22 protein-coding genes and 1 tRNA gene are annotated in these 26,755 nt (G+C 62.1%); 7 read left to right on the top strand and 16 right to left on the bottom strand.

Annotation, left to right across the window (positions count from 1 at the left end):
* Nucleotides 1-74: 74 nt before the first annotated feature.
* The 10 genes from ABIA30_RS06355 to ABIA30_RS06400 all read right to left on the bottom strand — a co-directional run bounded on the left by ABIA30_RS06355 (nt 75) and on the right by ABIA30_RS06400 (nt 9,838).
* A complete protein-coding gene (locus ABIA30_RS06355) occupies nt 75-1,346 on the bottom strand; it encodes an MCE family protein (protein WP_370063109.1) in 1,272 nt (423 codons plus the stop codon).
* Nucleotides 1,343-2,461: an MCE family protein gene (locus ABIA30_RS06360; RefSeq protein ID WP_370063111.1), complete on the bottom strand. Its 1,119-nt coding sequence runs from the start codon at nt 2,459-2,461 to the stop codon at nt 1,343-1,345. The genes ABIA30_RS06355 and ABIA30_RS06360 overlap by 4 nt, the downstream gene beginning before the upstream one ends.
* Nucleotides 2,458-3,564, bottom strand: coding sequence for an MCE family protein (locus ABIA30_RS06365; protein WP_370063113.1), 1,107 nt, complete (start codon nt 3,562-3,564; stop codon nt 2,458-2,460). The genes ABIA30_RS06360 and ABIA30_RS06365 overlap by 4 nt, the downstream gene beginning before the upstream one ends.
* Nucleotides 3,561-4,778 carry an MCE family protein gene (locus ABIA30_RS06370; RefSeq protein ID WP_370063115.1) on the bottom strand — a complete coding sequence of 406 codons (1,218 nt, stop codon included), beginning with the start codon at nt 4,776-4,778 and terminating at the stop codon, nt 3,561-3,563. Before ABIA30_RS06370 ends, ABIA30_RS06365 begins: the two co-directional genes overlap by 4 nt.
* A gap of 15 nt (nt 4,779-4,793) precedes the next feature.
* The gene (locus tag ABIA30_RS06375; RefSeq protein ID WP_370063117.1) at nt 4,794-5,828 is read right to left on the bottom strand and encodes an MCE family protein; all 1,035 of its coding nucleotides are present in this window, start codon (nt 5,826-5,828) and stop codon (nt 4,794-4,796) included.
* Nucleotides 5,825-7,312, bottom strand: coding sequence for an MlaD family protein (locus ABIA30_RS06380; protein ID WP_370063119.1), 1,488 nt, complete (start codon nt 7,310-7,312; stop codon nt 5,825-5,827). Before ABIA30_RS06380 ends, ABIA30_RS06375 begins: the two co-directional genes overlap by 4 nt.
* Before the next feature lies 1 nt (nt 7,313).
* Nucleotides 7,314-8,132 (bottom strand): ABC transporter permease, encoded by an 819-nt coding sequence (locus ABIA30_RS06385; RefSeq protein ID WP_370063121.1) that lies wholly within the window; start codon nt 8,130-8,132, stop codon nt 7,314-7,316.
* 39 nt (nt 8,133-8,171) lie between these two features.
* Nucleotides 8,172-9,041: an MlaE family ABC transporter permease gene (locus ABIA30_RS06390; RefSeq protein WP_370063381.1), complete on the bottom strand. Its 870-nt coding sequence runs from the start codon at nt 9,039-9,041 to the stop codon at nt 8,172-8,174.
* Nucleotides 9,042-9,088: 47 nt separating this feature from the next.
* Nucleotides 9,089-9,406 (bottom strand): hypothetical protein, encoded by a 318-nt coding sequence (locus ABIA30_RS06395; RefSeq protein ID WP_370063123.1) that lies wholly within the window; start codon nt 9,404-9,406, stop codon nt 9,089-9,091.
* Nucleotides 9,407-9,484: 78 nt separating this feature from the next.
* Nucleotides 9,485-9,838 (bottom strand): hypothetical protein, encoded by a 354-nt coding sequence (locus tag ABIA30_RS06400; protein WP_370063125.1) that lies wholly within the window; start codon nt 9,836-9,838, stop codon nt 9,485-9,487.
* Nucleotides 9,839-9,939: 101 nt separating this feature from the next.
* Between ABIA30_RS06400 and ABIA30_RS06405 the strand changes: the two genes are divergently transcribed.
* The 6 genes from ABIA30_RS06405 to ABIA30_RS06430 all read left to right on the top strand — a co-directional run bounded on the left by ABIA30_RS06405 (nt 9,940) and on the right by ABIA30_RS06430 (nt 17,444).
* Nucleotides 9,940-11,535: an acyl-CoA carboxylase subunit beta gene (locus tag ABIA30_RS06405; protein ID WP_370063127.1), complete on the top strand. Its 1,596-nt coding sequence runs from the start codon at nt 9,940-9,942 to the stop codon at nt 11,533-11,535.
* A gap of 5 nt (nt 11,536-11,540) precedes the next feature.
* Entirely contained in the window at nt 11,541-13,496 is a 1,956-nt protein-coding gene (locus tag ABIA30_RS06410) for a biotin carboxylase N-terminal domain-containing protein (RefSeq protein WP_370063129.1), read from the top strand.
* Nucleotides 13,497-13,924: 428 nt separating this feature from the next.
* The gene (locus ABIA30_RS06415) at nt 13,925-14,749 is read left to right on the top strand and encodes an SDR family oxidoreductase (RefSeq protein WP_370063131.1); all 825 of its coding nucleotides are present in this window, start codon (nt 13,925-13,927) and stop codon (nt 14,747-14,749) included.
* A gap of 40 nt (nt 14,750-14,789) precedes the next feature.
* On the top strand, nt 14,790-14,981 hold the full coding sequence (locus ABIA30_RS06420) for a hypothetical protein (protein ID WP_370063133.1): 192 nt from the start codon (nt 14,790-14,792) through the stop codon (nt 14,979-14,981).
* Complete coding sequence (gene fadD11 / locus ABIA30_RS06425) at nt 14,981-16,780, top strand: fatty acid--CoA ligase FadD11 (RefSeq protein WP_370063135.1); 1,800 nt, start codon at nt 14,981-14,983, stop codon at nt 16,778-16,780. Before ABIA30_RS06420 ends, fadD11 begins: the two co-directional genes overlap by 1 nt.
* On the top strand, nt 16,761-17,444 hold the full coding sequence (locus tag ABIA30_RS06430; RefSeq protein ID WP_370063137.1) for a TetR/AcrR family transcriptional regulator: 684 nt from the start codon (nt 16,761-16,763) through the stop codon (nt 17,442-17,444). Before fadD11 ends, ABIA30_RS06430 begins: the two co-directional genes overlap by 20 nt.
* A gap of 216 nt (nt 17,445-17,660) precedes the next feature.
* On the opposite strand, the gene ABIA30_RS06435 is transcribed toward ABIA30_RS06430, so the two are convergent.
* Both ABIA30_RS06435 and ABIA30_RS06440 read right to left on the bottom strand, forming a co-directional pair.
* On the bottom strand, nt 17,661-18,518 hold the full coding sequence (locus ABIA30_RS06435) for an SDR family oxidoreductase (protein ID WP_370063139.1): 858 nt from the start codon (nt 18,516-18,518) through the stop codon (nt 17,661-17,663).
* Nucleotides 18,519-18,620: 102 nt separating this feature from the next.
* On the bottom strand, nt 18,621-20,441 hold the full coding sequence (locus ABIA30_RS06440) for a DUF3556 domain-containing protein (RefSeq protein WP_370063141.1): 1,821 nt from the start codon (nt 20,439-20,441) through the stop codon (nt 18,621-18,623).
* A 394-nt stretch (nt 20,442-20,835) separates the two neighbouring features.
* Here ABIA30_RS06440 and ABIA30_RS06445 point away from each other — a divergent pair, with 394 nt between their 5' ends.
* Nucleotides 20,836-22,122, top strand: coding sequence for a PucR family transcriptional regulator (locus tag ABIA30_RS06445; RefSeq protein WP_370063143.1), 1,287 nt, complete (start codon nt 20,836-20,838; stop codon nt 22,120-22,122).
* Nucleotides 22,123-23,766: 1,644 nt separating this feature from the next.
* Here ABIA30_RS06445 and ABIA30_RS06450 read toward each other — a convergent pair.
* From ABIA30_RS06450 to ABIA30_RS06465, 4 genes are all read right to left on the bottom strand, one after another.
* Nucleotides 23,767-23,840: transfer RNA gene (locus ABIA30_RS06450), tRNA-Pro, on the bottom strand.
* 88 nt (nt 23,841-23,928) lie between these two features.
* Nucleotides 23,929-25,332 (bottom strand): ribosome biogenesis GTPase Der, encoded by a 1,404-nt coding sequence (gene der, locus ABIA30_RS06455; RefSeq protein ID WP_370063145.1) that lies wholly within the window; start codon nt 25,330-25,332, stop codon nt 23,929-23,931.
* The gene (cmk, locus tag ABIA30_RS06460; RefSeq protein ID WP_370063147.1) at nt 25,329-26,015 is read right to left on the bottom strand and encodes a (d)CMP kinase; all 687 of its coding nucleotides are present in this window, start codon (nt 26,013-26,015) and stop codon (nt 25,329-25,331) included. The genes der and cmk overlap by 4 nt, the downstream gene beginning before the upstream one ends.
* Nucleotides 26,012-26,755, bottom strand: coding sequence for a pseudouridine synthase (locus ABIA30_RS06465; protein ID WP_370063149.1), 744 nt, complete (start codon nt 26,753-26,755; stop codon nt 26,012-26,014). The genes cmk and ABIA30_RS06465 overlap by 4 nt, the downstream gene beginning before the upstream one ends.

Here is a 26,755-nt window from a genome sequence, read left to right on the forward strand (position 1 = left end):
TCTGGTCGAAGACGTCCTGGGTCGTAGTTCGCTTGAACACTTGGCTCTCCTAGATGTTGGTTGTCACGCGGGCATCACTTCGGCGGCAGGGCGAACGGCATTGGCGGTCCTCCGTACGTCGTCGGGATGGTCCATGGACCCGCAGGCGTGGGATCAGTTGTCTTCAGCGGGTCGACATTCGGAGGTGGTCCGGCAGTGTCGTCCCCCGGCGGTCGCGGCGCATTGCGGGCGCCTCGGATCAACACAGCCGGGTCCGGGTTGGTGCAGTAGGTGTAGAGGTAGGGCTCGGGGAAATCCGGGACGGTGGGAGGCTTGGCCGGGAGTTGGTAATCGCAGCCATACCGCGGGTACGGATTTGTGAACACCCATAAGCCTCCGTCACGAAATGCTGTGCCGAGCGCTTCGATCGCGGAGCCTCGGTCGGTGGGAAAGAGCGCCTTCAGAGCGGGCACACGCACATAGGACAACTGAGCGACGGTCGTGAGACTGCCAAGAAGTTGAACCATCGTGTCCGAGTTGTCTGCCAGCAGGTCATCTACTGCACTCAACTGGCTGCTACCGCGATCGAGGAGAGTACGAAAGCCTCGATCCATTCGCGCGGCCCCGGCCAAGATATCCCGCAAGTTCTGTGACGTCCGGTTCGCACCGGGAGCGGTCTGAGCCACGGTGGTCAGAGCGATCCGGCTCTCGCGCAGCACACTGACGGTTTGCGGGAGTACAGAATCCAGGGTGGACACCATCAGTGACCCACCGTCGAAGATGGCTGACAACTTCTGCGGCCCTTGCGGTCCCACCCGAAGCTCATCAAAGATGGCCCCTAATTTGGTGGGATCGAGTTGTCCCAGTAACCCATCGGTGTCGGCTAGGAATTTTTCGATGGGGACCGGGACCGCCGTTTGATCCTTGCTGATCGTGCTGCCATCGACCAGGAATGGCCCATGGCTGTCGGCGGGACGGAAGTCCAGATACTGCTCGCCTGCCGCTGACAGACCCGAGACGCGCACCTCGGAATTCTGCGGGATCTGTACGTCGGCGCGGATGTTCACGTCCGCTTCCACGCCGTCAACAGAGGGGCGCACAGAACTGACGCGGCCAACCGGAATGCCGCGGTACGTGACATCTTGGCCGGGCAGAAGTCCGCCGGAGGTGGGTAGCTCGATCTTGATCGTTTTCGCGGTCCGGGTTGGATTGATTTGCAGCGCACCAAAGACCACGTACCCGCCGGCGATCGTCGCCGCAAGGATGAGCGCCGCGCAGGAGGTGATGAGTCTGGATCTGGACAGCGCGCGCACAGTATCGACTACCAGTCGAGCGACCAATTCCAGCGGACTCAGTAGCGCGTTCATCGGTTCGGTCCGTAGATCTTGTCCAGCAACAGATTCCATTCGTATCGCAGGCTGCCGACCATGCTGTGATAGTCGGTACCGTCGGGCCCATGCGATGCAGGATCGCCGGGATAGTTCTTGTCGGGGTGATTTCCGAAGGCCAACTGCACTAGATTGGCGTTCGCCGTTGTCGCCGTAGAGTGAGCGGATCTGAGGAATATCGGGATCAGCTGATTGAGCGGAACCATAGTGGCGTTGGGATCGGTGCCGACTTGAGTGAACGCATCGGAGATGCGGTTCATGTCCGCCACCAGACTGCGGGTGTCGGTGCCCTGCAGAGAGGGGAATCGGGACAGTTGGCCAGTGATGCGCCCGACCGCATCGGTCAGATCGGTGATCTTCGTAGTGTTCTCGGTCACCGCGGCAACCGCGGGGCTGGCCGCGACGAGCGCCTCGTTGATGGTGTTTTGGCGAGCAGTCAGGGTGGTGGCAAGTTCGGACGTGGTACGAAGCGCCGTCTGGAGTTCCTGGGATCGCGAATTGAGATGCGACAGAATGTCGTTGGATTGCTGCAATAGCGTGGCGATGTTCGCGCCCTTGCCGCCGACGGCTTTGCCGGTGCCGTTGACGATCGTGACGAGTTGGCGAATCGAGCCGCCGTTGACGAGCACCGCACCGGAGGAAAGCACTTCTTCAATGGTCGCCGCGGTACTGGTCGACGCCAACGGGATGGTGTCGCCGTCGTGCAACCGGGTAGCAGTAGGTGCTTGATTGGGATTGGGGTTGATTGCGACGAAGATGTCGCCAAGCGGTGTGGCTGAACGCAACTGTGCGGTCGAGCCGAGGAACAGCGGAACATCGGAGTCGACGCGCATCTGCACGAACGCCGTGAAGTCGCGAGCAGTGATCGAGCTGACCTCGCCGATGTCGGCACCGTTGAGCTTGACCTTCGCCTTGGTCGGCAAATTCAGTGCATTGGCGAACACCGCGTTCACGGTGATGGTGTGCTCGCCGGGGCCACCGGCCGGTAGTGGAACGCTCTCCAGTCCAACTCCACAGCCGGACAAGAGCGTGACGCTGGCTGCGGCCAAGAAGCCGCCCAACGGCCTGTAGGTGAGGTGGCGTGTGGTGGTCACGGTTTGTTGACTCCCATGAGGTCGAGCATCTGCGACAGCCCGAAATCGGGGGAATAGTCTTGGGATGTTCCGGTGGCGCAGCCCAATTGCTTCTTGTTGGTCAGGTTGCACAGCTCCTTGGTGACGCCGCTGTCCAAGAACGTCTTATCGAACAACGCTGTCGCACGCAGCGCCCCGGCGTTGGTGTCCACCGCGTTGTAGGTGTTGTCGGCCAAGAGCGGAAGTAGGTCGAATGTTTCTGCCAGTCCGCGCTGATTGTCGACGAGCGTGGTGGTCAACCCCTGCGAGTCCTTGACGACGCCTTTCAGCTTGTCGCGGTTTCTCTCCAGCAGATCTGTGGCGACCGCGAGGACATGGTTGGCATCCTTTCCAGTCGTTCCGCTGCCGAGCTGCTCGTCGGCGAGAATGTCGCTGACCTGGTGCAGGTCGGAGCCGAAGTCGCGTATCGCAGTGTCGTTATTGGTCGCCGCCTGGGTGAGCTCGTTGAGATTTTTGACGATTGACTGGATGTCTGCTGCGGTGTGTTCGCCGTGGTCATCGCTCAGTCTGAGCGCCTGTGACAGTTTGTCGAGGGTGGCTTTGAGGTTCGGGCCACTCTGGGAGGTCACCTGATCGCCGATCGCAATGAACTCGGCGAACGGTCCGTTGCCCTTACCGTCGCCAGACAGTGTGTGCGACAGGCGATCCAATGAGGCCAAGGTCCGGCCGATTTCCACCGGCGTTCGGGTGCGGGCCAGGCTGACAAGATCACCGTTCTTCAGTTTCGGCCCGCCTTGGTATACGGGTGTCAGCTCGACGTGCCGGTCGGTCAGCAGCGATGTGTTCACCGTGACCGCCTGAACGTCGGCGGGGATGTTGGTGCCTGCATCGATTTTCAGCGTCACATCGACATAGCTGCCCTTGGCCACGATGCTGACGACTTCGCCGACGCGCATTCCCAATACCGACACCGCGTTGCCCGTGTAAAGGCCGACGGCGTCTTCGAACTGCGCTGTCACGGTCAGTGCCTGTTCGCCTTCCGCGGGAACAAATGCAAACCCCGCGGTGGCGAGGGCAATCCCGACAACCATCGTGATCACCGCGATCTTCAGCTTCTTGTTCATGGGTTAGGTGCTCCCGGGTTCGATGGTGGTGGCGCCAGCTGCGCCGGCGGTGCAGGCTGCGGCGACGGCACGGGCGCGAGCGGGTTGGTAGCGGGTTCCGCCGGCACCGGAGGAGTGTCCGGAGTATCAGGAGCGGGGAAGCCGGGGAAGCCGTAGGCAAGTGGCTCCGGACCGGGCCACCCAGGCCAGGGGTCGACGGCCGGTGCACAGTCCTTGAAGTATTGGGGTAGCAGGAACTGGGTCCCGCGGGCACTGATAGCGCATAACCACGAGTCGATCAAGGGTCCCATGGGAAGGCTGAGATCGACTCCCATCGACGTGCCGGTGGCATTGGTCAGGTTGCGTAGCGCCGGCGGCATGACCTGAAACATGCTGCGCAGCAACGCATCATTCTTCCGGATCTTTCCCATCATGTTTGATAGGTCCGTCAGCATGGCGTTGATCTGGGGTTCGTCATCGAGAATCGACTTGGTCTTCTCAACCAGTGCGGTAGCTCCGGCGAAGAGTCTTTCGACCGCGGCACGGCGGCGTGCCACTGCAGCGAAGAGGTCGCGGCCCTGAAGCACCAATGCACCGAGCGCGGCCTTCTGATTTCGGATCATCGTGGTCACCTTGTCCGTGCTGGCCAGCAGGGTGCCGATCTGATCGCGCCGGTTGACGATGATCGAGGACAGCGAGTTGAGGTTGTCGAGTGCCTGCGGGAGAGCCTGCGGGACGCCGCGCAGACTCCCGGCCAGTGCAGTCAGCGAATCGCCGAGACGATTGACGTCAACCTCTTCGAAAGTGGTCGTCGCGTCGGCCAGCGTCTGCTGCAGATCGTAGGGTACCTGCGTATGGGGCAACGTGATTGTGCGATTTGGCAATTCACCGTCTGGACTCGGAGATAATTCCAGATAGCGCGATCCGAGCAGGGTGGTCAGTTTGATCGCGGCCCGAGATGCGCTGCCGAGGTGGATGTCGTTGTCCAACTTGAATTCGACGATCACGCGGTCTCCGGCGAGCTGTAGACCGCTGACCGCGCCGACTGGGATTCCAGCAATGGTCACCTGATCGCCGGCCCGTAGTGAGGCAGCCTGCGCGAATTCGCCACGATATTCCTTTTGGCCGGGCGATATCCCTTCGATCAGCAGGATCACCGCGACAAGCACGCTGACGACTGCCACCGCCACCACCGCCAAGAAGATGCGGTCGTAGCTTTCGATAGGACGTTTCATTCGGATATGCATCGTTTACCTACAAACCGCAGAGTTTTGAACGACGTTGCCCGGTGACGCGAGTCTGACGATTCCCCGCAGTATCCGGCTCTGAGACGCGAGAATGGTCGTGTTGAGGTTGCAGAAGTAGCCATCGGCATAGGCACCTCGTTGAGAAATGCGGGCAAGACTCTTGAGCATCAACGGCATGTTCTGCAGCATGTATGCCCACGGTTCGGGGTGACCGTTCATGATCGTGACCCAGCCCGGATCACGCCGGATCAGCGCTTGCAGATCGGGGAAGATGTTGTTGACGATCGCCGACAGACGTTGCACGGTTCCGGTAATCAAGCCGGTGGAGGCGATCAACGCGTCCCGACGGCCATTCAATGTGACCAGCGCAGTGCGCGTCTGCTGAATCACTTGCTCGAGGTTGTCGGTCTGTTTGGCGAGAATGCCCACCAGGTCGTTGAGGTTGGTGATGACTCCGCCCAGCATGTCGTCGGGTCCGACGAGCGACTGCGCGAAGGCTGAGGTTTGCGTGATGACCGAAAGTACCGAGCCGCTATCACCTTGGAACGCCTCGACAATGGCGTTGGAAAGGTTATCGGCCTGGTGCGGGTCGAGTACTGCAAAGAGCGGTTCGAAGCCATTGAGCACACGCGATATATCGAACGACGGGGTCGTTCGCTCGACTGGAATCTCGCCGCCGGGTGCGAGGAGGATGCGCTGACCGGGCGGGGTCAGCAGGGCGAGGTATCTCTGCCCGATGATGTTTTGATAGTTGACCGCAGCGTCGGTGTTGGTGAAGAGCTGTTGCTCCTTCTGTACGCGAAATGTCACCTGCGCGAGGGTGCCCCGAAGTTGCACCTTGTCGACGCGGCCGACGCGCACACCAGCAACCCGCACGTCGTCCCCCGCGTGCAGACCGGACACATCCGTGAACACCGCCGAATAAGTATTGGCCGGACCATTGACTGCGCGTATCAAGGTGACGAAGACCATCCACGACACAATCACGGCAAGCACCAGGAAGATGCTCAGACCGATCAACGGCTTGCGATAATTCATTGCTGCCCTTCGGTATCGGGAGTGATGTGCACTGTGGCTCCGCGCACCAACGGACCAAGCATCATCACCGTGGCGGCACTGGCCTGGCCGCCCACGATCCGGCTCAGCTGTGCCTTTTCTTCGGTCCCGCCGACCGGCCCGATGTCGCCTGGGATCTCTGCCGACTGTGGGGTAACTGCGCCCGCGGAGGGTGCACCTACCGACGCAGGAGCCTCGGCGGGAAGGGGCGGCGCGGTAGGACTGTCCGGTGGTGTGACCGCAGGTTGTTCGAGTCGTCCTATGGAGCCAACCGAGTCACGTGGTGGGGCAAAATTAGGCCGATTCTCGTTGAGGGAACCGGGCGGATGATCGAAACCACGCGAGGCCAATGCGGGTAGCAGGTCGGGTGCGGTGGGGGTCTCCGGCGCCGTAGCACAACTCGGACCCAGCAGCTCTCCGTAACGGGGGCAGTCGATGCGTACGTATTGACGTAGCGGTGACAGCGACAGGACGATCTTCAATTCGAGTGCGGCAGCGCCCCTTTCCGGATGGAAGACCGCGAGGCTGTTCTGTGCCAGTTGCGTGAAACGAGTCGAGATCGGGTGGAACTGTGCAGAGTTGTCGGCAAGCACCCCGATAACCGGTGTCAGCTCGGTGGTGATGTTGATCAGCCGGTCGGTTTGGTGATCGAACGCGTCGCGCAGCGTCCCCGTCGTGGTAAGTCCGTGTGCCAGGAACGCAGTCATGGCCACACGTTTCTCCGCCACCGTACGAGCCGGCTGGATTGCATTGTCAAGCGCGTCGAGCAATGCCGGGGTGGTCGCCTTCAACCCCTGTGCAGCCGCGCTGAGCGCCGAGATGGTGGTTGGTCCGTCATCGGTTCCGACAACGTTATGAACCTCCGCAACAATGGATTTCAAGTCGCTGGCTGCCTCGCGCAGACGCGGCCCACGCCCGTCTAGGGCCTCCCCCAGTGCAGTCAGCGGACCGACACTGTCTGGGGTGGGACTGCGTCCCACTGCGGCCAGCAACTGACGCAGCTTGTCCAATGTGGTTTGAAATAGCACCGTATCCAGGCTGGTGTCTTCCGGGATGGTCGCGCCCGCCCTCAGCGGGGCCGCCCTTCCGTTGTCCACCAATTGGACCGAGGACACCGCGAAGATGTTGGAGGGAACGACACGCGCGGTCACCGTGTTCGGAATGGTCGAGGCAAATTCCTGCTTGATGGCGATATCGACGAGATTGGGCTCACCACTGCGTGCCGGGGTCACGCTGGAGACCATTCCCACCAACACGCCCCGGAACTTCACGTCGGATTTCGCCGGAAGCCCGTCGCCGACATTCACCATCGCCGCAGTGACGGTGACGACGCGTTCAAACTCGCCTTTTGACTTCGCCACCAGCGAAACTGCTACCGCGCAGAGAATCGACACCAGGATCGCCCCGAGCACCAGCAGCCGCCGATTGGAGGGGCTGCGGGGTTCGAAATCGAACGAGTTCGGCACGCTAGCCCCCCAACCTGGCGCCGTTGTCGATGCCCCACAGGCCCATCGTCATGAACATGTTGAGCACGACAATGGCGACGATCGCCGCGCGCATGGCGTGCCCCGCTGCCACACCGACTCCGGCCGGGCCACCGGAGGCGAAATATCCGAAGTAACACTGGATAGTCGATGCGACCACGACAAACGACACGCCTTTGCTAATCGAGTAGAGGACGTCAGTGGGGTTGATGAACAGGCTGAAGTAGTGCATGTAGGTGCCCGGTGAGTTGTTTCCCGACAAAGCGACGACGAGTTGGCACGATAGGTACGTCACCGACAGACATACCAACAACAACGGAACAGCGGCGACCGCCGAGGCAACGACACGGGTGCTGGCCAAGTAGGGAATCGGCTTTATAGCAATGGCTTCCAACGCATCGACTTCCTCGTTGATGCGCATGGCCCCCAATTGCGCAGTGAAGCGGCAACCCGCCTGGGTGGCAAACGCAACCCCGAGCATGATTGGGGCTAGATCGCGCGTTGAGGCGAACGCCGACAGCAGACCGGTCACCGAACCGAGACCGAGGAGATTGAGTGCGTTGTAGCCTTCGACACCGATGAGGGCGCCCGCCGTTACTCCGAGAACCAAAGCGACGCCGACAGTTCCACCGCCGACCACGATGGATCCGTTTCCCCACGAGATGTCAGCCAGAAGGCGCAGGAACTCTTTACGGTACCGCCCGAGCGCAACAGGCACCGACGCGATGACGGCAACGAAGAAGTGCATGAAGTGGCCTGCTTTGGCCACCGGAAGAACCGCGGAGTCCGCAGCTTCCAGCATCAAGCGCCCACCTCGCGAGCGATATCGAATGGTCATGTGTCAGAGGGTCGCTCTCGGAAAGATCAGGATGTACAGCTGAGTCAGGACCACATTGACGGTCATCAAAAGCAGGATGGATTCGACGACGGCGGCATTCACTGAGTTGGCCACTCCGGCAGGGCCCCCGCGCGTGTTCAACCCTTTGTGTGAGGCCACGATGGCCACGATGGCACCGAAGATCACCGATTTGGCGAACGCCAGCACGAAGTCGCCGGGAATGACAAAAGCGGAATACGTGTCAAGAAACGAGCCCGGAGTCCCGTTCTGCATGTAGACGTTGAATATGTAGCCGGCGAGGAAACCGACGAAGCAGGTCCAGCCTGTCAGCGCCAGGCCGATGAGGATCACCGCGGCAAATCGAGGCACTACCAATCGGCGGATCGGCGACACACCCATCACTTCCATGGCGTCGATTTCTTCTCGCATGGTGCGTGCTCCGAGATCGGCACAGACCGCCGACCCCACCGCAGAGGCCAGCAAGAGTGCCGACGTGAGTGACGCGCCTTGACGAATCGTGAACATGCCGGTCGCTGCACCGGCCAACGACGTGGCGCCGATCTGACCGGCGATGACCGAGAACTGGATGGCCAGGGTCACTCCGAGCGGAATGGTGACGAAAACCGTTGGAATGAAAGATGTTCCCGCCATGAACGCGGCCTGGCGGACAAATTCTTGCCACTGAAACTTGCCGGTGAACAGGTCGACGAAAAAGTACTGGATGGTGCGTGCCGCGAGCTGCAGCTGGCCACCCACCGTGTCGAGTGACAGCAGTGGATGTGTGCGCAGGTACCGGCGACCCCAGCCGGCAATCTCACGCAACGCCGATCGACGGTCTTCAGGCTGACGATCGACGAGCCCGCTGTCCTCGATAGGTGGTGCCGCGCTCGCGTCCACCTCGAGGTCATCGATGTTTGTCGTCACCGCTGATCACCATTCACCGGCAGGCGCCCTCCACTCGATGCGAGTTCTGATGCACGGTCAGCGCCCGGACGCGCGGCCAGCAGGCTGTCACCGAAGCTGACAGCGAATTTGTGGTTGTTCTCGGCCGGATCGGTGAACGCCGCGCGCGGCCTGAAACCCCCAGTTGGGGCACGCCACGATTGCGTGAATTGATTGAGGATCAAGACTTTTGGATCCCCAGACATCAGCCCTTTGACGTCGCCATGTTCGCCGAGACGACACGACGTGACGGGCTGTCGCCCATCACCACGGCGAAACTCCTTGAGCACCATCATCAGTGTCTCCCATCACATCTGGTTATCCGGTGTGACTGTCACCACATCCGTGATTTGACTAACCGTACGGATAGTCAGTTAGAGTGTCAACGAGATATTCACAAACGCTCTGACCACCTGCGTATGCCCCAAGGGCGAGAGGATGCGCGGCCGATGTTCGCCGAGGAGCACGAATCGCAGCGCGGATCCGCGCTGCGGGCAACCCGCCGCTGCCGGCCAGTGGGCCTGCCAGAAACGAAGGGAGTCTCCGTGCCCGATCCCGTCGGCATAGCCGCTGAAGCGCACAGGAGTACGCAGCATCTGGACCCAGCAGCGATGCGGCGCGACAACAGCAAAACCTTTTGTAAACCAACGATTTCCCTTCCGCCAGTGCTGAATATGCTTGCCATGACAGCGCCCTGCATCGACGTAGCTCGGGTAGGCACGCGCCATCTGGCGCACCGACCACTCCAGTGCCGATCCAACTTGGTCGCCGACGCGAGCTCAGCCGAGGCGGCCATCGAAGGTGCCGCGAGAATCCGGGGATGCCAGCCATGACGGCACTTCGATCCACAGTCGATGTCGCTTCCCCTGGATACCGCGAGGCCGCCCAGGCGATGGCCGCCAAGCTCGCCGAGCTCGACACCGAGCACGCCAAAGCGCTGGCCGGTGGTGGCGCCAAGTACGTTGAGCGTCATCACGCTCGCGGCAAGCTCACCCCGCGCGAGCGCATCGAGTTGCTGCTCGATCCCGATGCACCGTTCTTGGAACTCAGCCCACTCGCAGCTTGGGGCAGCGACTTCACCGTCGGCGCCAGCATCGTGGTCGGCATCGGCGCAGTCAGCGGCGTCGAGTGTCTGGTTGTCGCCAACGATCCGACCGTCAAAGGCGGTACCAGTAACCCGTGGACACTGAAGAAACTCCTGCGCGCCAACCAAATTGCGATGCAGAACCGCTTGCCGCTCATCTCGATGGTCGAATCAGGTGGCGCTGACCTCCCTACCCAAAAGGAGATCTTCGTCCCGGGCGGGCAGATGTTCAGGGACCTGACCCGGCTCTCGGCCGCAGGCATCCCGACCATCGCGCTGGTGTTCGGCAACTCCACAGCAGGTGGCGCCTACATCCCCGGCATGTCCGACCACGTGGTGATGATCAAGGAACGCTCTAAAGTGTTCCTGGCGGGCCCACCGCTGGTCAAGATGGCCACCGGCGAAGAATCTGACGATGAATCCCTCGGCGGTGCCGAAATGCATGCCCGCATATCAGGTCTCGGCGACTACTTCGCCATCGACGAGCTCGACGCCATACGGATCGGGCGACGTATCGTAGCCCGGTTGAACTGGCACAAGCAGGGCCCGACTCCGGCGCCGGTGATCGAACCGTTGTTCGACACGGAAGAGCTGGTCGGCATTGTTCCAGCCGACCTGCGCATCCCGTTCGATCCGCGCGAGGTTGTCGCTCGGATCGTCGACGGCTCGGATTTCGACGAGTTCAAGCCGCTCTACGGCGGCTCGTTGATCACCGGGTGGGCCACGCTGTACGGCTATCCGATCGGCATCCTCGCCAACGCTCGCGGTGTGCTGTTCAGCGAGGAGGCGCAGAAAGCGACTCAGTTCATCCAGTTGGCCAACCGCTCCGACACACCATTGTTATTCCTGCACAACACGACTGGATACATGGTGGGCAAGGCGTACGAGGAGGGCGGGATGATCAAGCACGGCTCGATGATGATCAACGCCGTATCCAACTCGACGGTGCCACACATCTCGCTGCTGATGGGCGCCTCGTACGGCGCAGGCCACTACGGCATGTGCGGGCGCGCATACGACCCGCGGTTCCTATTCGCCTGGCCGAGCGCCAAGTCCGCGGTGATGGGTGGCGCGCAACTGGCCGGTGTGCTGTCCATCGTCAGCCGGGCCGCCTCCGAGGCTCGCGGACAACGTGTCGACGAGGATTCAGATGCCGCTTTGCGCGCCGCCGTCGAGGGCCAGATTGAGGCCGAATCGCTACCGACAGTGTTGTCCGGAATGCTCTACGACGATGGCGTCATCGACCCTCGTGACACCCGAACCGTTTTGGGAATGTGCTTGTCCGCCATAGCCAATGGCCCGATCAAGGGGACGTCGAACTTCGGCGCCTTCAGGATGTGAGCACCATGATCACCCGGGTCCTCGTTGCTAACCGCGGCGAGATCGCGCGGCGTGTATTCGCAACCTGCCGTCGGCTCGGGATCGGCACGGTCGCTGTATATACCGATGCCGACGCTGCCAGCCCCCACGTCGCCGAGGCAGACGTGCGCGTTCGGCTCGAAGGCCGCGACGGTTACCTCGACGTCGACCAACTCCTCGCCTCGGCGGTGCGGTCGGAGGCGGACGCGATCCATCCCGGCTACGGATTCCTCTCAGAGAACCCCGCATTCGCGGACGCGGTTCAGCAGGCCGGCCTGATATGGATCGGTCCGCCCGCGGCGGCGGTGCGGGCGATGGGTTCCAAAATCGAAGCCAAGAAGATGATGACGGCCGCCGGAGTGCCCGTGCTGGAGGAACTCCATCCCGACACCGTCACCGCCGACCAGTTCCCTGTGTTGATCAAGGCATCTGCGGGAGGCGGCGGCCGAGGCATGCGCGTAGTCAGCCAATTGTCCGATTTCCCAGTACAAGTGGAGGCCGCGCGCCGTGAGGCACAGTCAGCGTTCGGCGATCCGACCGTGTTCTGCGAGCACTACCTCGCCGCCGGCCACCACGTGGAGGTCCAAGTGCTCGCCGACGAGCACGGCACGGTGTGGGCCATCGGAGAACGGGAATGCTCCATCCAGCGGCGCCACCAGAAGATCATCGAAGAGGCGCCGTCCCCGCTGGTCGAGCGCAAACCGGGGATGCGGGCCAAGCTATTCGAGGCGGCCCGGCGTGCGGTGGCCGCGATCGGTTACACCAGTGCAGGCACCGTCGAGTTCATGGCCGACGAGCGAGGCGATTTCTTCTTCCTGGAGATGAACACCCGACTGCAGGTGGAACACCCCGTCACCGAGCAGACCACCGGCCTTGATTTGGTCGAGTTGCAATTGGAAGTCGCCGCCGGAGGTCGACTCGACCCAGATCCCCCACCGTCTCAAGGGCATTCGATCGAGGCGCGGCTATACGCCGAAGATCCGGCTCAAGGCTGGCAGCCCCAGGCCGGACGAATCCACCGGTTCGACGTACCCCGCCCGCGGACCGCATTCACCACACGGGGCGGTGCGGGCGTGCGCGTCGACTCGGGCGTCGACGACGGTTCGGTCGTGTCCGTGTTCTACGACTCAATGCTCGCCAAGGTCATCTCCTACGGGCGGACGCGGGAGCAGGCGGCGAGCATCCTCGCCGACGCCTTGGCGCGGACCCACCTGCACGGCATCAGGACCAACCGCGATCTGCTCGTCAACGTGCTCCGACACCCCGCATTCCTGCTCGGCGCCACCGACACTGCCTTCTTCGCCACCCACGGCCTGACCGAACTCGCCGCGCCGTTGGCCGCGCCATCGGCTTCGGGACTGTGCGCACTGGCGGCGGCACTGGCCGAAGCGGCCGAGAACCGCTCCACTGCAAACGTTTTCCGCGACGTGCCCAGCGGATGGCGTAACATACCAAGCGGATACCAAACCAAGCGCTACGTGGACGCCGCCGGTGACGAGCACGCGGTCTCATACCGGTTCCTGCGCGGCCGATTGGATCTCCCCGGCACCGCCGACGTAGCGCTGGTCTCAGCGACGATTGACCGTGTTGTGTTGACAGCTGACGGTGTCGAGCGCCCCTTCGACGTAGCCAAGTACGGAGACCAGATCTTCGTCGACGGCCCGCTCGGACCAGTGCGACTCGTTGCCTTGCCTCGGTTTTCCGATCCCGATGCCGCAGTCGCTCAGAGCGCATTGCTCGCGCCGATGCCGGGGTCGGTGATCCGGCTCGGTGCCGAGGCCGGCGACCAAGTCACCGCCGGCCAACCCCTCATCTGGCTGGAGGCCATGAAGATGGAGCACACCATCACCGCCCCGAGCAGCGGCGTGCTCGCCGAACTCAATGTCGTGGCCGGCCAGCAAGTCGAGGTCGGCGCAGTACTCGCCCACATAGGCGACGCATGACTCGACGGAGAAACCGAAGCCCTCAAATTCTGCCGCTGCACGTGCCGTTCCGCGCGACACCCTGCACCGCTGGTCCCGACCCACTGGCCGGACGGTAGTACCGAATGACCCTGTCAATCAACACTTCTGGGAGGGCCACGCGGTCGCCGGGCCGCCCACGACCGCGCCTCCCGCCGACCGTCTTCAAGGTCGAAATATTCCGCAGCTTCCCGAGCTGACTCATCATGAGGAACTGTCCGATTGACGACTTTCGCAGGCGATATTTCGCCCCGCGGTGAATGTTCGCGTGTGCGCACGAAGGGCCGTCAGCCGGCGCAAACACCGGTCACCTTCGATCGCGTTCGACATCGAATTCGCTTGCAAGAGAACTAAAATGAGCTATCTCAAAGCGCATCTTCACACGCCGAGCGGGACTACACTTTCCGAGCGTGACAAGTAAAATTTGGTTCATCACCGGGACATCACGCGGGTTCGGTAGGGAGTGGGCCATCGCGGCCCTCTCGCGCGGTGACAAGGTCGCGGCCACCGCCCGAGACACGTCGACACTCGACGATCTCATTGCGAAATACGGCGAGGCGTTGCTACCGATCCAGTTGGACGTCTGCGACCGCGACGCCGACTTCGCCGCGGTGCGCGCAGCGCACGACCACTTCGGACGTCTCGACGTCGTCGTCAACAATGCCGGCTACGGCCACTTCGGCTTTATCGAGGAACTGACAGAGGCCGAGGCGCGAGCCCAGATCGAAACGAATGTATTTGGCGCACTATGGGTTACGCAGGCCGCGTTGCCGCTGCTGCGAGCCCAGTGCAGCGGGCACATCATTCAAGTCTCCTCGATCGGCGGCATCATCGCATTCGGGAATATGGGGATTTACCACGCTTCAAAGTGGGCGATGGAAGGTCTTTCGGAGGCATTGGCCCAGGAGATGGCACCATTTGGTATCCACGTGACGTTGGTCGAACCCGGCGGGTTCTCGACCGACTGGGCAGGGTCCTCGTCCAAGCGCTCCGATCCGCTGCCCCATTACCGAGCGGCGCACGAAGAGTCCCTGCGCATGCACAACAGATACGCCTCCAATGGGGGTGATCCGCGGGCCACCGGTGCTGCGATCCTCAAGATTGTCGACGCGGATCAGCCGCCGCTACGAGTGTTTTTCGGCGTGATGCCATTGCAGCTCACCAAGGCCGACTACGAACGTCGGCTCAAGACCTGGGAAGAATGGCAGCCGCTCGCAGCTGAGGCGCACGGCTAAGGTGAACCGATCTGCCTTGCCAAGATCTTCTGTCCACCAAATGGTCACGATGACGAGCATTTCGTTCGCCAGTCATGCTGCACTGGAAGGTATCCAGGTATCGGCGTGGTGCGGACGTGCCTGTGCGTACACCATTGATGCGATGTTGCAGTCCGGCATCGTCGGCACCAATGTCGCTGCTGCCAATGAGATTCACCATGACATTATCGTCCGGCCTGGGGACGGTGACTGATGGTTGACGCTATTCCCGCGACACTGCCGGCAGCATTTCAGCGTACTGCGTCCATCGACCCTGAGGCGGTGGCGCTGCGCACGCCGGGTGACACGCGGACAATGACGTGGTGGCAGTATGCCGCGCAGGTGCGCGGGGCCGCCGCAGGGTTGGCGGCCCTAGGCGTCGGGCGCGGTGACACGGTGGCGCTGATGATGGCCAACCGCATCGACTTCTATCCGTTGGAGGTCGGTGCGCAGCATCTGGGTGCCACCTCGTTCTCGGTGTACAACACGCTGTCGCCCGAGCAACTACGCTACGTGTTGGGCAACGCTGGTGCGCGGGTGGTGATCTGCGAGCCACAGTATGTCGGGCGAATCAGAGCCAGTGACGCCCGTCTTGAACATATCGTGTGCCTCGACCACGCACCCGACGGCACGATATCGGTGGCGCAATTGATCGATGGTGGTGCCCACGATTTTGATTTCGAGGCGTCGTGGCGGGCCGTCCGACCAGAGGACGTCGCGACATTGATCTACACGTCCGGCACCACCGGCGACCCAAAGGGTGTGGAAACCACCCACGCCAATCTGCTGTTCCAGTTGAACGGTTTGGCAGACGTGTTAGGGGTCAGATTTGGTGACACGATTACGTCCTTCTTGCCGTCGGCGCACATCGCTGACCGGTTGACGGCGCTCTACATGGCCGAAGTCCTGGGTACCCAAGTGACCGCCGTTGCCGATGCCAGGCAGATCGCGTCCGCGCTTGCCGAGTTGCGCCCGACGGTCTGGGGTTCGGTACCGCGGGTATGGGAAAAGCTCAAGGCGGCAATCGAACTGCGCATTGACGACGAGCAGGATGAGACCCGACGGCAGCAGCTACGGTGGGCGATCACGGTGGCAGCCAAACGCGGCCGTGCCCAGTTGGCCGGGCAGCCCGTCCCTGCCGATGTTGCCGCCGAATGGGCACGCGCCGACGGACTGGTACTCGCGAAGCTCCGTGCCCAGGTCGGGTTGGACCGAGTGCGTTGGGCGTTGTCGGGGGCGGCTCCGATCCCGCCGGAGACGCTCGGGTTCTTCGCCGGGCTGGGTGTTCCGATTACTGAAGTCTGGGGTATGTCTGAGCTCACCTGCATCTGCAGCCTCAGCCACCCACGCGCGGCCAAACTGGGCACAGTCGGTACTGCGGTGCCGGGTATGCAGGCCCGCCTCGCCCAGGACGGCGAGTTGCTGGTCCGGGGCCCGTTGGTGATGAAGGGCTACCGGGGTGAACCCGACAAGACCGCTGAAGTTCTCGATGCCGATGGTTGGCTGCGGACCGGTGACGTGGCCACGATCGACGAAGAAGGCTATCTCAGGATCGTGGACCGCAAGAAGGAACTCATCATCAATGCGGCCGGCAAGAACATGTCGCCGTCGAACATCGAGAACACCATCAAGGCGGCAACCCCACTGATCGGCGCGATGGCAGTCATCGGTGACGGTCGTCCCTACAACACCGCCCTTGTTGTCCTGGACGCCGAAAGCGCGCCACTACACGCCGCGCACCACAACCTGGCCGACGCGTCAGCCGCCACACTCGCTGCTGATCCCGTTGTGATCAAACAGATTTGCGCCGGTGTAGCCGCAGGGAACGCCCGACTGGCGCGCGTCGAGCAGGTCAAACGGTTCCGTATCCTGCCGACGTTCTGGGAATTGGGCGGAGAGGAGCTGACCCTGACGATGAAGCTCAAACGCAAACTCGTTGCCGCGAAATACTCCAACGACATTGAGGAACTCTATCGTGTCGATCCTCCCAGCCATGTCCACCAGCCCGGATGAACCTGCCGACCCGCAGCGCCAAGAGGGCCGGAGCAACCATGATCGATACTCAGCGCGGTTCCACTCGCAGCGTGGAGAATTGCAACGCGAGGCGATCCTGGAATCCACACGGGAGCTGTTGAGGGATAACAGTTTCAATGACATTTCGGTGACATCGATCGCCAGCCGCGCGGGCATCGGTCGATCTGGGTTCTACTTCTACTTCGACTCCAAACACGCCGTGCTGGCGGCCATGTTGGAGGACCGTGTCGACGAACTCGACGAAATGACCGACCACTTCGCCGCCCGCGCCCCCGACGAGTCGCCAGAACAGTTCGTCTCACGCATGGTCAGTGCTGTAGCCACCGTGATTGCGCGAAATGACCCGGTCGTAGTCGCCTGCCACGCTGCCCGCCACGCCGACGGCCAGATCCGCACCATGATTGATGCACTCAACGATGCTGTCATCGCCGCGGTGCACAAGATCATCGCAGCCGAAATCGCTGTGAGAACCGCTGCGCCCATCGTCGACAACACCAGCACATTGGTACGCGTCCTCTCGGCCGCTACGCAATTCGTTGCCGCCGGCGACACCACGTTCGTACCTTCAGCCACCGATCGACCCCACGCACTGCGCGTTATCGAGCAGCTTTGGCTGCATGCGTTCTGGAACGAGCAGTACTAGGGCCTTGTCAGGACGACGTCAGATGCCGTGATCGACCAGTAGGCCAACGCTTTCCCTTCGGCGCGCCGCGCAGGTCAATGCCGACAGACCGCACTTTGCGGCCGCTGCGTTGGTCTGGGTGATCGCAGTCAAACCTGATACCTAAGCCACTTGATGTCGACACCGAGATCGCCGAAGAGAGGCCCGGGGTCGCCACCCGTCCCGATCACCCTGAGATCAGCTCTCGAGGTACAGATCCAACTCGAGTTCGCTGTTGCCCGGCGTCACTGCGTACTTGTCGAAGTCTATGGCACCGTGCTTCGTGAGAACCTCGTCATCGAGGAAGAAATTGCCACTCGTGCTAGCGGCCTGCGAGGTGAGAATCAGGTATGCCGCATCGGCCATGATCTCAGCGGTCCGCGACTTGGCCGCCATCGCTTCACCGGCTTGATGAATTTGCAGCGCCGCGGTCGCGATGGTCGTATGCGGCCACAGCGAGTTCACACCGATGCCGTCGTCTTTGAGCTCTTCGGCCAAACCCAGTGTAGTGAGCGACATTCCGTACTTGGCGATCGTATAGGCCAACATGCGGCCCGGCCACCGCGGATTGAGATTGAGCGGCGGGGACAGCGTCAGAATGTGCGGGTTGCGGCCCGCCTTCGACGATTCTCGCAACGCGGGCAGACACAACTTGGACAGCAAGAAGCTGCCCCGGCAGTTGATGTCTTGCATCAGGTCGTAGGACTTCATCGAAATCGCTTCGGTGCGAGCGAGATTGATCGCCGACGCATTGTTGACCACCATGTCGATGCCGCCGAACCGCTCGATGCTTTGCGCCACCGCCTCAGCGACGTGCTCATCGACGCGAACATCGCCGACGAACTTGAGCACTTTGGCGCCCGCTTCCTCCAGTTCCGCAGCGGCAGTGTGGATCGTGCCTGGCAGTTTGGGATGCGGTATGTCGGTTTTGGCGATCAGCGTAATGTTCGCGCCGTCTGCAGCAACTCGCTTGGCGATTGCCAGACCAATGCCACGGCTGCCGCCAGACATGATCAGAGTGCGGTCCGCCAACGGCGTTGCGGCGGTGGTGTTCATTGATACTCCCTTGATAATCGGTGATGGCACAACATTTTTGATAGCTAGGTGGCAGGGCCGCAGCGAGCCCATCGGGCCCACCACCGACCACAACCGACGCCCTCAGGTGGACACGCCGCGGCCGTACGGCCGATTGTTTTGCGCGACCGCCGGATCGGTTCGTTGCACTGTCGTCGTAGCCGACCAGCTCACGCGCAACGGGATCGGCCCGTTGGGTAGCCAGGGCTGCTCCTTGACCTCGTCAGAGACCTGAAAGGTGCCACGTTCGATCACGCCAGCGGCCGCGTCGATCAGCTGATAGCGCTGGCTGTCCCCAATCAAGGCTGAGGACTCGGCAACAACCACCAGGAGCTCACCGGGCTCGAATGCGGCCTGACATTGCACGGCTCGGATGAGGTCCTCCCCGTGCCAGTGGGCGTCCCCAAAGTTGAAGCCGACCAACGAGTTACACAAGAAGTCACCTTCGCGCACCGCACGGCTGTCGATATCGGGCACCCGCGAGAGCAGCACCGAAAAGGTGCCGCGAGCGTGGCTGTGCAAGGAGCGAAAACCGATGGCGCGCTGCATGGTGATCTCGGCCCACTTGGGCTCGTATCCGGAGGCGATCAATTGATCGACCTGGTTGCTTGCCGAGCGGGTCACCCAATTCAGCTTGGCCTCCGCGCCGGGCGCGAACGCCCACAACGAAGTGGCCCAGTTGCCCGAATACTGCCGCATGGCGGCTAGAAACGACACTTTGTCCGGTCGCACATTTCCCAGCACCGGGAAGAACAACAGACCGACCGCGATCACCACCGCCAACCACGGCGAGGACATGTCAGTGATGTAGTAGCCGTGCCAGGCTGGAAAACCCCAGAACAAAAACACCACGGCATAAATGAAGAGCACGTTCCACTCCAACGGCACCGCCAGCGGGAACGTCGAGATGATAAAGGCGTGGAAACCCACCATGAACAGTGCAGCCACCAGTGTCAGCCACTTGTTCGTCGAAAAAAACAGGACCAACGGTGCTGCGACCTCGACGAACGTGCCCTGCACGTGTGCCATGAAACCAGCGACCCGCGACGGCCTCAGGTCGCGTGGGAAGTCACGGTATTGCGCGCGCCTCAACCACTTGGGTGCCCAAATGGTGTTGCTGACCATCGGTGGCACCACGTAAGCGAAGTGCTTGGTGAGCTTGGAAACGCCGGCTCCCACCCACACCACCAGGATGAGCATCTTCAACGCGATGATCATGTCGGTGAACGGCAAGATTGCGAAAAAGAGCAGCGCCGGCAGGTACTGCTCGCTGCGTGCGGCCATGAACACGATCTTGTCCCGCAGCCCGATCACGATCAGCAGTCCGATCGGAGCAATCAGCAGTGCAGGGTTGATCACCCCGGACGTGTTATCTGCAAGCCGCCCCGACAACGAATTACTATGGACGCCAGGCATGATCAACGCGACGACTAAGCTCGCCAACAGCGCGATATACAGACCGACGTCCACCCACGTACGCCGATCGCCGCCGGTCATCGGTATCCACCGATAGGGTCGTTCGCGGATAGTGCCCGGCCGGGCCCAGAACATGACGCCTCCGGTCATCGGCTTGAACTTGCCGGCCAGCGGGCCCCAGGACCCGGCAAGATTCATCGATTCCAACAACACCGTCCACACAATCGCCTTCTGATAGACGACCGGCTGATTCCACCAGTCCAACACATGCCAAAACGCCGGCAAGCCCGACGTCGCCGTCGCCACCGAGATGCCACCGATCGCGTAGAAGACGAACAACTTGAGGATGTAGATGCAGTGCACCATCCGCGGTGCGCCGAACCCCTGTTCGGCCCAATCGAGATTGAGAATCCGAATCCGCTCCATCAGTGGCTTGCTCAGGAATTCGTCCGGATCGACGTCGGGCAAGTCTGGCGCGGTGAATCCCATTGGAATTGCCCCTCCCAGGAGTTTCAACAGTGGCTGCAAGCTGAGGTCAGGCAGACAGGGACCGGCGTCTACACGCCCACGCTCCGGCCTACCGGTTGTGCCGGTGCGCAGCCCGAGGTTCGGCTCAAACCGAATCGTCAGGCGAAGTACACACATTCACGAGCTGTTCCCTGATCACTAACCGACGTGTCGGTGCCAGACCACCATAGGAAACAGCACGCACCATCGCACTGTGTCGACGCCATAAATCTTCACCCGATAACTGTGTCCCGAACACAACACCATCTCCCCTCAGTGCAGCCCCAAACACGCTGACCTACCCACACAACCTCAGCAGCAAAGACTTTCAGCCAAAACGACCGCTGAGATTGACACGCCGAACTACTGTTGCTCCATGCTGCACCGAAACGCGGTCGACGAATCTGCGCTCGGTGAGAACACCGCGATGATCGTCAGTCGACTCAGCGCCGGACTGACCGAGATCTCGCGTTCAATCCAGCAGACACTCAACGACGAGATCGAAGAACTTCGGATCGACGCGCAGATGTTCCAACTATTGGGCGCAAGCGTCGAAGGCAACGTCGAAACCATCTTCGGCGCGCTCCAATACGAGATTCCGATCGAGCGCGTGGAACCACCGACCGCGGCATTTGAGTACGCACGCCGATTAGCCCAACGCGGTGTGCCCGTAAACGCGCTGATTCGCGCCTACCGCCTCGGTCAGCGGGCGTTGCTGAACATCATTGTGGCCGAGACCCGCAACGCCAATCTGGATCCGACGATCGAACTCGACGTCTTCGAACACATGATGCGTATTACCTCCGGTTACGTCGATTGGATCAGTCAACACGTGGTCGAGGTCTACGAAGCCGAGCGTGACCACTGGCTAGAAAATCAAAACGGCATGCGTGCCGTACGCGTCCGCGAACTACTCAACAGCACCACCGTGGAGGTCGACGCCTCCTCCGCGGCGATCCGCTACCCCTTACGCAGAACACACCTTGCCTTGATTGCGTGGTTTACCGACAGCGGAATCGTCGAGAACGACCTTCTCCGATTGGAGCAATTTTTCCGCGAACTCGCCGAATCGATGGTTAGCCAAGGAAATCCAATTTTCGTTGCCGCTGATCGAGTCAGCGGCTGGGGATGGATCCCGCTCGGCGACATCACCGCAGACGAAGCCGTCCGGCACATTCGCACCTTCACCGCCGCGTACCCGGACGCACCATACGTTGCTCTCGGTACCCCAAGGCCGGGCATCGAAGGTTTCCGACGATCACATCGACAAGCACACAGCGCCCGCACCATTGCCATCGCTTCCGCGCTGCCTGCCGGATCAGTGAGTGCCGCAGCAGATCCCGGACTCTGCGCCGCGGCACTGCTGTCCGAGAACCTGCCCGAGGCGATGATCTGGGTGCGCGAGACGCTTGGCCCACTGGCGGCCGACAACGAGAACGACGCCCGACTACGCGAAACATTGCGAGTCTTCCTTCAGGACGGCTCCAGCTACAAGGGAGCCGCAAAGGAACTCAATTTGCACTTCAACTCGGTGAAATATCGGATAGACCGCGCGATCGAACGGCGCGGGCGCCCGATCACCGACGACCGACTCGACGTTGAACTCGCCCTCTTGATCTGCCGATGGTTCGGTACCAGTGTGCTTGAACCGCAACATAACTAGACCAACGTGCCCGCGTACCATCCTCGTTCAGCTGGCGGCCTCGACGAGGCGGGCAACCGGGTGCTACACGGCGTTGGTACATGCCGCTCCTTCGCCTCATGTTGAAAAATCCGTGCTTGCAACTTCGGTCAGACAGTCCCGCGCGATACCCTTCTGCAGATACCGGATTAACCGTGCGGCAGCGGAAGTAAGCCTGCGTAGTTGCGCGGCAACCCGCGATTGGAAACCCGGCGGCGGCCCAGGCAGCCGAAGCGTTGATGCCCGGATGCTTGACCGATCGCAAGATCGCGCCAAAGCCCGCTCGACTCGCGGGCCATTCTGATCCGCGCCGAGCAACAGCGGTATCCGCAAGTCCGTCACCGAGTGACTCACCGGCTCCGAACACATTCGCCGACGTCCGTTCATTCGCCCGCATACGCCTCTGGTAGACGGCAGCGGCCAAAGCCTGTAGTCCAGGCCCCTTCTCCCGCCCAAATGCGTAATTGGGCGGGATCCGCGACACCAATGTTCGCAGAATAGTGAGTTCTCGAACTGTTGCGTCAATCTATGACAACAGGTGGGGAGTTCGAACAAAGGCACGATTACCACTGAAGGAAAAGACCAGCTCAGAGCTAGCGCCTAAAGCCGGGCTGCCAGTGTGGTGTTTCAGGACATGCAAATGGGCTGTCTTGAGACATTGGAATACGTGAATCGGCCAGTTTCCGCGGGTGTCGAAAGCTCGTCTGGTCATCACCGTGTGCTCGTCGAAGGCCGCTCACAGTCGCAGGTCGCCCGCGACTACGGGGTTCCCAAAGCTGGATATCCGAGTGATCAAGCGCTAAGCCCTCGACGGGGAAACCGCTTTCGGACCCCGATCACGACGCCCGATTACCAGCCCGACCCGACTGCCGCAAGCCACTGTCGACCTGATCATCGAGCTGCGAGATACCTTGGCGGGCAACGGGCTCGACGCCCGCCCGCACACCATCGCTTGACACCTGGAGCACCACTACAAACTGCATGTCTGGGCGGCCCCGATCAGTCAGCATCCACATGCCGCCGAACAACCCAACAACGCTGGCTCGACGACCACTCCCGCTGCGGCCTATCCGTTACCGCCCACCGCCGCATCACCGGACCCATAGTCCTGGCCGAATTCCATAAAGCCATTGACATACATGGCATTCCATACCCCACACTCACCGACAACGGCATGGTTTTCACCACCTGTTTCGACGCCGGGAAGGGCGGCCGCAACGCGGTCGAAGCTGCACTGCGCCGACCCGGCGTACGGTGCCAGGTCGTCGTTGCGTTGGCGTCCGCGTTCAAGTCACGAAACGGTGATTATCGGGCGCTGAAGTGGTTGGCGACTGTTGGGAGGTTAATGCCCTTGGCTTGCCGGGCAGGCCGACGGTCGGTGTAGTCGTCGACCATCCCTGTGCCCACGACGGGTTCGCCCACTCGCCGTGTTGTCTCCGGTCGCAGTCCTTGCCAGTCACGCTGGCAAGGTAGGCGACGAGCAGGGCCTCGTGCCGTAACACCGGTGACCGGCAGAAAATGAGTTTTCGACCAGCTGTGACACTCTGTGACAACGACGGGCGTGACCGAACGGAAGAGCGACCACAAAATTTTTGCAAAAGACCAGCTCAGAGCTAGTTCCTAAAGTCGGGCTGACAGGATTTGAACCTGCGACCACTTGACCCCCAGTCAAGTGCGCTACCAAGCTGCGCCACAGCCCGCGGCGCTACCGGATGAACCGGCAACGGATCGAAAGCCTACCTCAGACCCGCCGCCGGACTCTAAACGGGTCCGGCGGCGCGCCCTAACTCACTTCTTCACGCCGCGCTTCTCCCGCACCCGCACATTGATCTTGATCGGGCTGCCCTCGAAGCCGAACTCCTCACGCAGCCGACGCTCCAGGAAGCGTCGGTAGCCGGCCTCCAGGAACCCGGTGGTGAACAGCACGAAGGTCGGCGGTCGGGATGCCGCCTGGGTGGCGAACAGGATGCGTGGTTGCTTGCCACTGCGGACCGGCGGCGGCGTGGCTGCGACGATCTCCTTGAGGAAGGTGTTGAGCCGGCCGGTCGGGATCCGCTTGTCCCACGACGCGAGCGCGGTCTCCAGCGCAGGCTCCAACTTCTGCACGGCCCGACCGGTTTTCGCCGAGATGTTGACGCGCTGCGCCCACGGCACCTGCACCAGCTCACGTTCGATTTCCTTGTCGAGCAGATAGCGCCGGTCTTCGTCGACCAAGTCCCACTTGTTGAAGGCGATGACCAACGCGCGCCCCGCCTCGATCACCATCGAGAGCACCCGCAGGTCCTGCTCGGTCAGCGGCTTGGACGCATCGATCAGCATGATCGCCACTTCGGCGGCATCGATTGCACCGTGGGTACGCACAGAGGCATAGAACTCATGGCCGCTGGCCTGCCCGACCTTGCGACGCAGGCCCGCAGTATCGACGAAACGCCAAGTCTTGCCGCCCAATTCGATCAACGAGTCGACCGGGTCCACCGTCGTGCCGGCCACGTCGTGCACCACGGACCGCTCGTCGCCGGCCAGTTTGTTCAGCAGTGAACTCTTGCCGACGTTGGGCTTGCCCACCAACGCGACGCGGCGCGGGCCGCCGCTCCCGCCGGACGATTCGGCCACCGACGGCAGCTTCTCCAGGACCGCGTCGAGCAGATCGGCCACACCGCGTCCGTGCATGGCACTGATCGAGTGCGGCTGCCCCAGCCCCAACGACCACAGTGCCGCCGCTTCGGACTCGACCTTCTCGTTGTCAACTTTGTTGGCCGCCAAGAAAACTGGCTTACCCGAGCGCTGCAGCCGCTTGGCCGCCGCCTCGTCGGCCGACGTCGCCCCGACGACCGCGTCGACGACCATGATGATCGCGTCCGCGGTACGCATGGCCACCGACGCCTGTTCGGCGACCAGCATCTGCAGGCCCTTGGCGTCGGGTTCCCAACCGCCGGTGTCCTGCACGACGAATCGTCGCCCGACCCACTGCGCGTCATAGGACACGCGATCGCGGGTGACGCCGGGGATGTCTTGCACCACGGCTTCACGTCGGCCCAGGATCCGGTTGACCAACGTCGATTTGCCGACATTGGGACGTCCGACCACCGCAACCACGGGCGGCGGCGCCGAATACTCTTCCGTCTCGCCCTCGAAGCCTTCTGGGCTGATCTCCCAATCGGATTCGTCTTCCCAGGTACCGTCTTCACTCACTGGTGTACACCTGCCTTCTGCTGTGCGAGATCCAGCAGATGTGCCACCGTGCCAGCCTCTGTCATGTCACTGGAGTCGACGATCACCGCGTCGTCGGCGGCCCTCAGCGGCGACACCGCACGCGTCGAATCCAGATGGTCGCGGCGCTGCACGTCGGCCAGCACCGCTTCGTAGTTGTCGCCCAAGCCATTTGCGATGTTCTGGGCATTGCGTCGCCGGGCCCGTTCCTCGGCGGAGGCGGTCAAGAATATCTTGAGATCGGCGTGCGGCAGCACCACGGTGCCGATGTCCCGACCCTCGACCACCACCGAACCGGCAGCGGCGACCAGTTCCCGCTGACGCTGTACCAACCGCGCCCGCACCTCGGGCACCGCCGACACCGCCGATACCGCGAGAGTCACCGACTCGCCACGGATCTCGCCCGAAACATCTTCGCCCGCAAGGTAAGAAGTATCGTGGTCCGGGTCGAAGCTGACCGAGAACTCGGTGCGCTCGCACACCGAGATGACCGCATCGGTATCGGATGGATCGACGCCGGCACGCAGCACGGCCAACGTCACGATCCGGTACATGGCGCCGGTGTTGATGTGGTTGGCACCCAATGCTCGCGCCAAACCCGTTGACACCGAGGACTTTCCAGTACCCGCCGGACCATCGACCGCGATCACCAACGACCCGTTCACAGTCCCACCGCCTGGTACAGCTCGCCGATCTCCTTGCGCGTCAACACCCGCAGGCTTCCGGTCCGCTGCTCCCCCAACGCCACCGAACCGATGTTGATCCGCACCAGTTCCTTGACGGGGAATCCGACCTCGGCCAGCAGGCGCCGGACGATGCGCTTACGCCCCTCGTGCAGGGTCACCCGAAGCAACGCCTTACCCGGCACCGCATCGACCACCGCGAAATCGTCGACGCGCGCGGGGCCGTCATCGAGCTCGATACCCTCGCGCAGCTTCTTGCCCAGCCCGCGCGGCACCGTGCCCTGCACCGTGGCCAGATAAGTCTTGGGCACCTCGAACGACGGATGCATCAGGCGGTGCGCCAACTCGCCATCGTTGGTCAGCAGAATCAGGCCCTCGGTTTCGGCATCCAGGCGGCCCACATGGAACAGCTTCTTGTTGCCGCGCACCCGATGTTCCACCAGATCGCCGATACACGGCCGGCCCAAATCATCAGACATGGTGGAGTGCATGCCTTTTGGCTTGTTCAGAGCCAAATACACCATCTCGTCGTCGATCACGATACGAGCACCGTCCACCCGGATCACCTGCGCCGCCGGATCGACCCGGGTGCCCAGTTCCGTGACGATCCGGCCGTCCACCTCAACGCGGCCGTCCAGAATCATCCGCTCAGCCACCCGGCGGGAGGCAACTCCCGCCTGCGACAGCACCTTCTGCAGGCGCACACCTTCTTCGTCAGCCAC

This window comes from Mycobacterium sp. MAA66 (assembly GCF_041261665.1).
In the GTDB taxonomy this organism is placed as follows: domain Bacteria; phylum Actinomycetota; class Actinomycetes; order Mycobacteriales; family Mycobacteriaceae; genus Mycobacterium.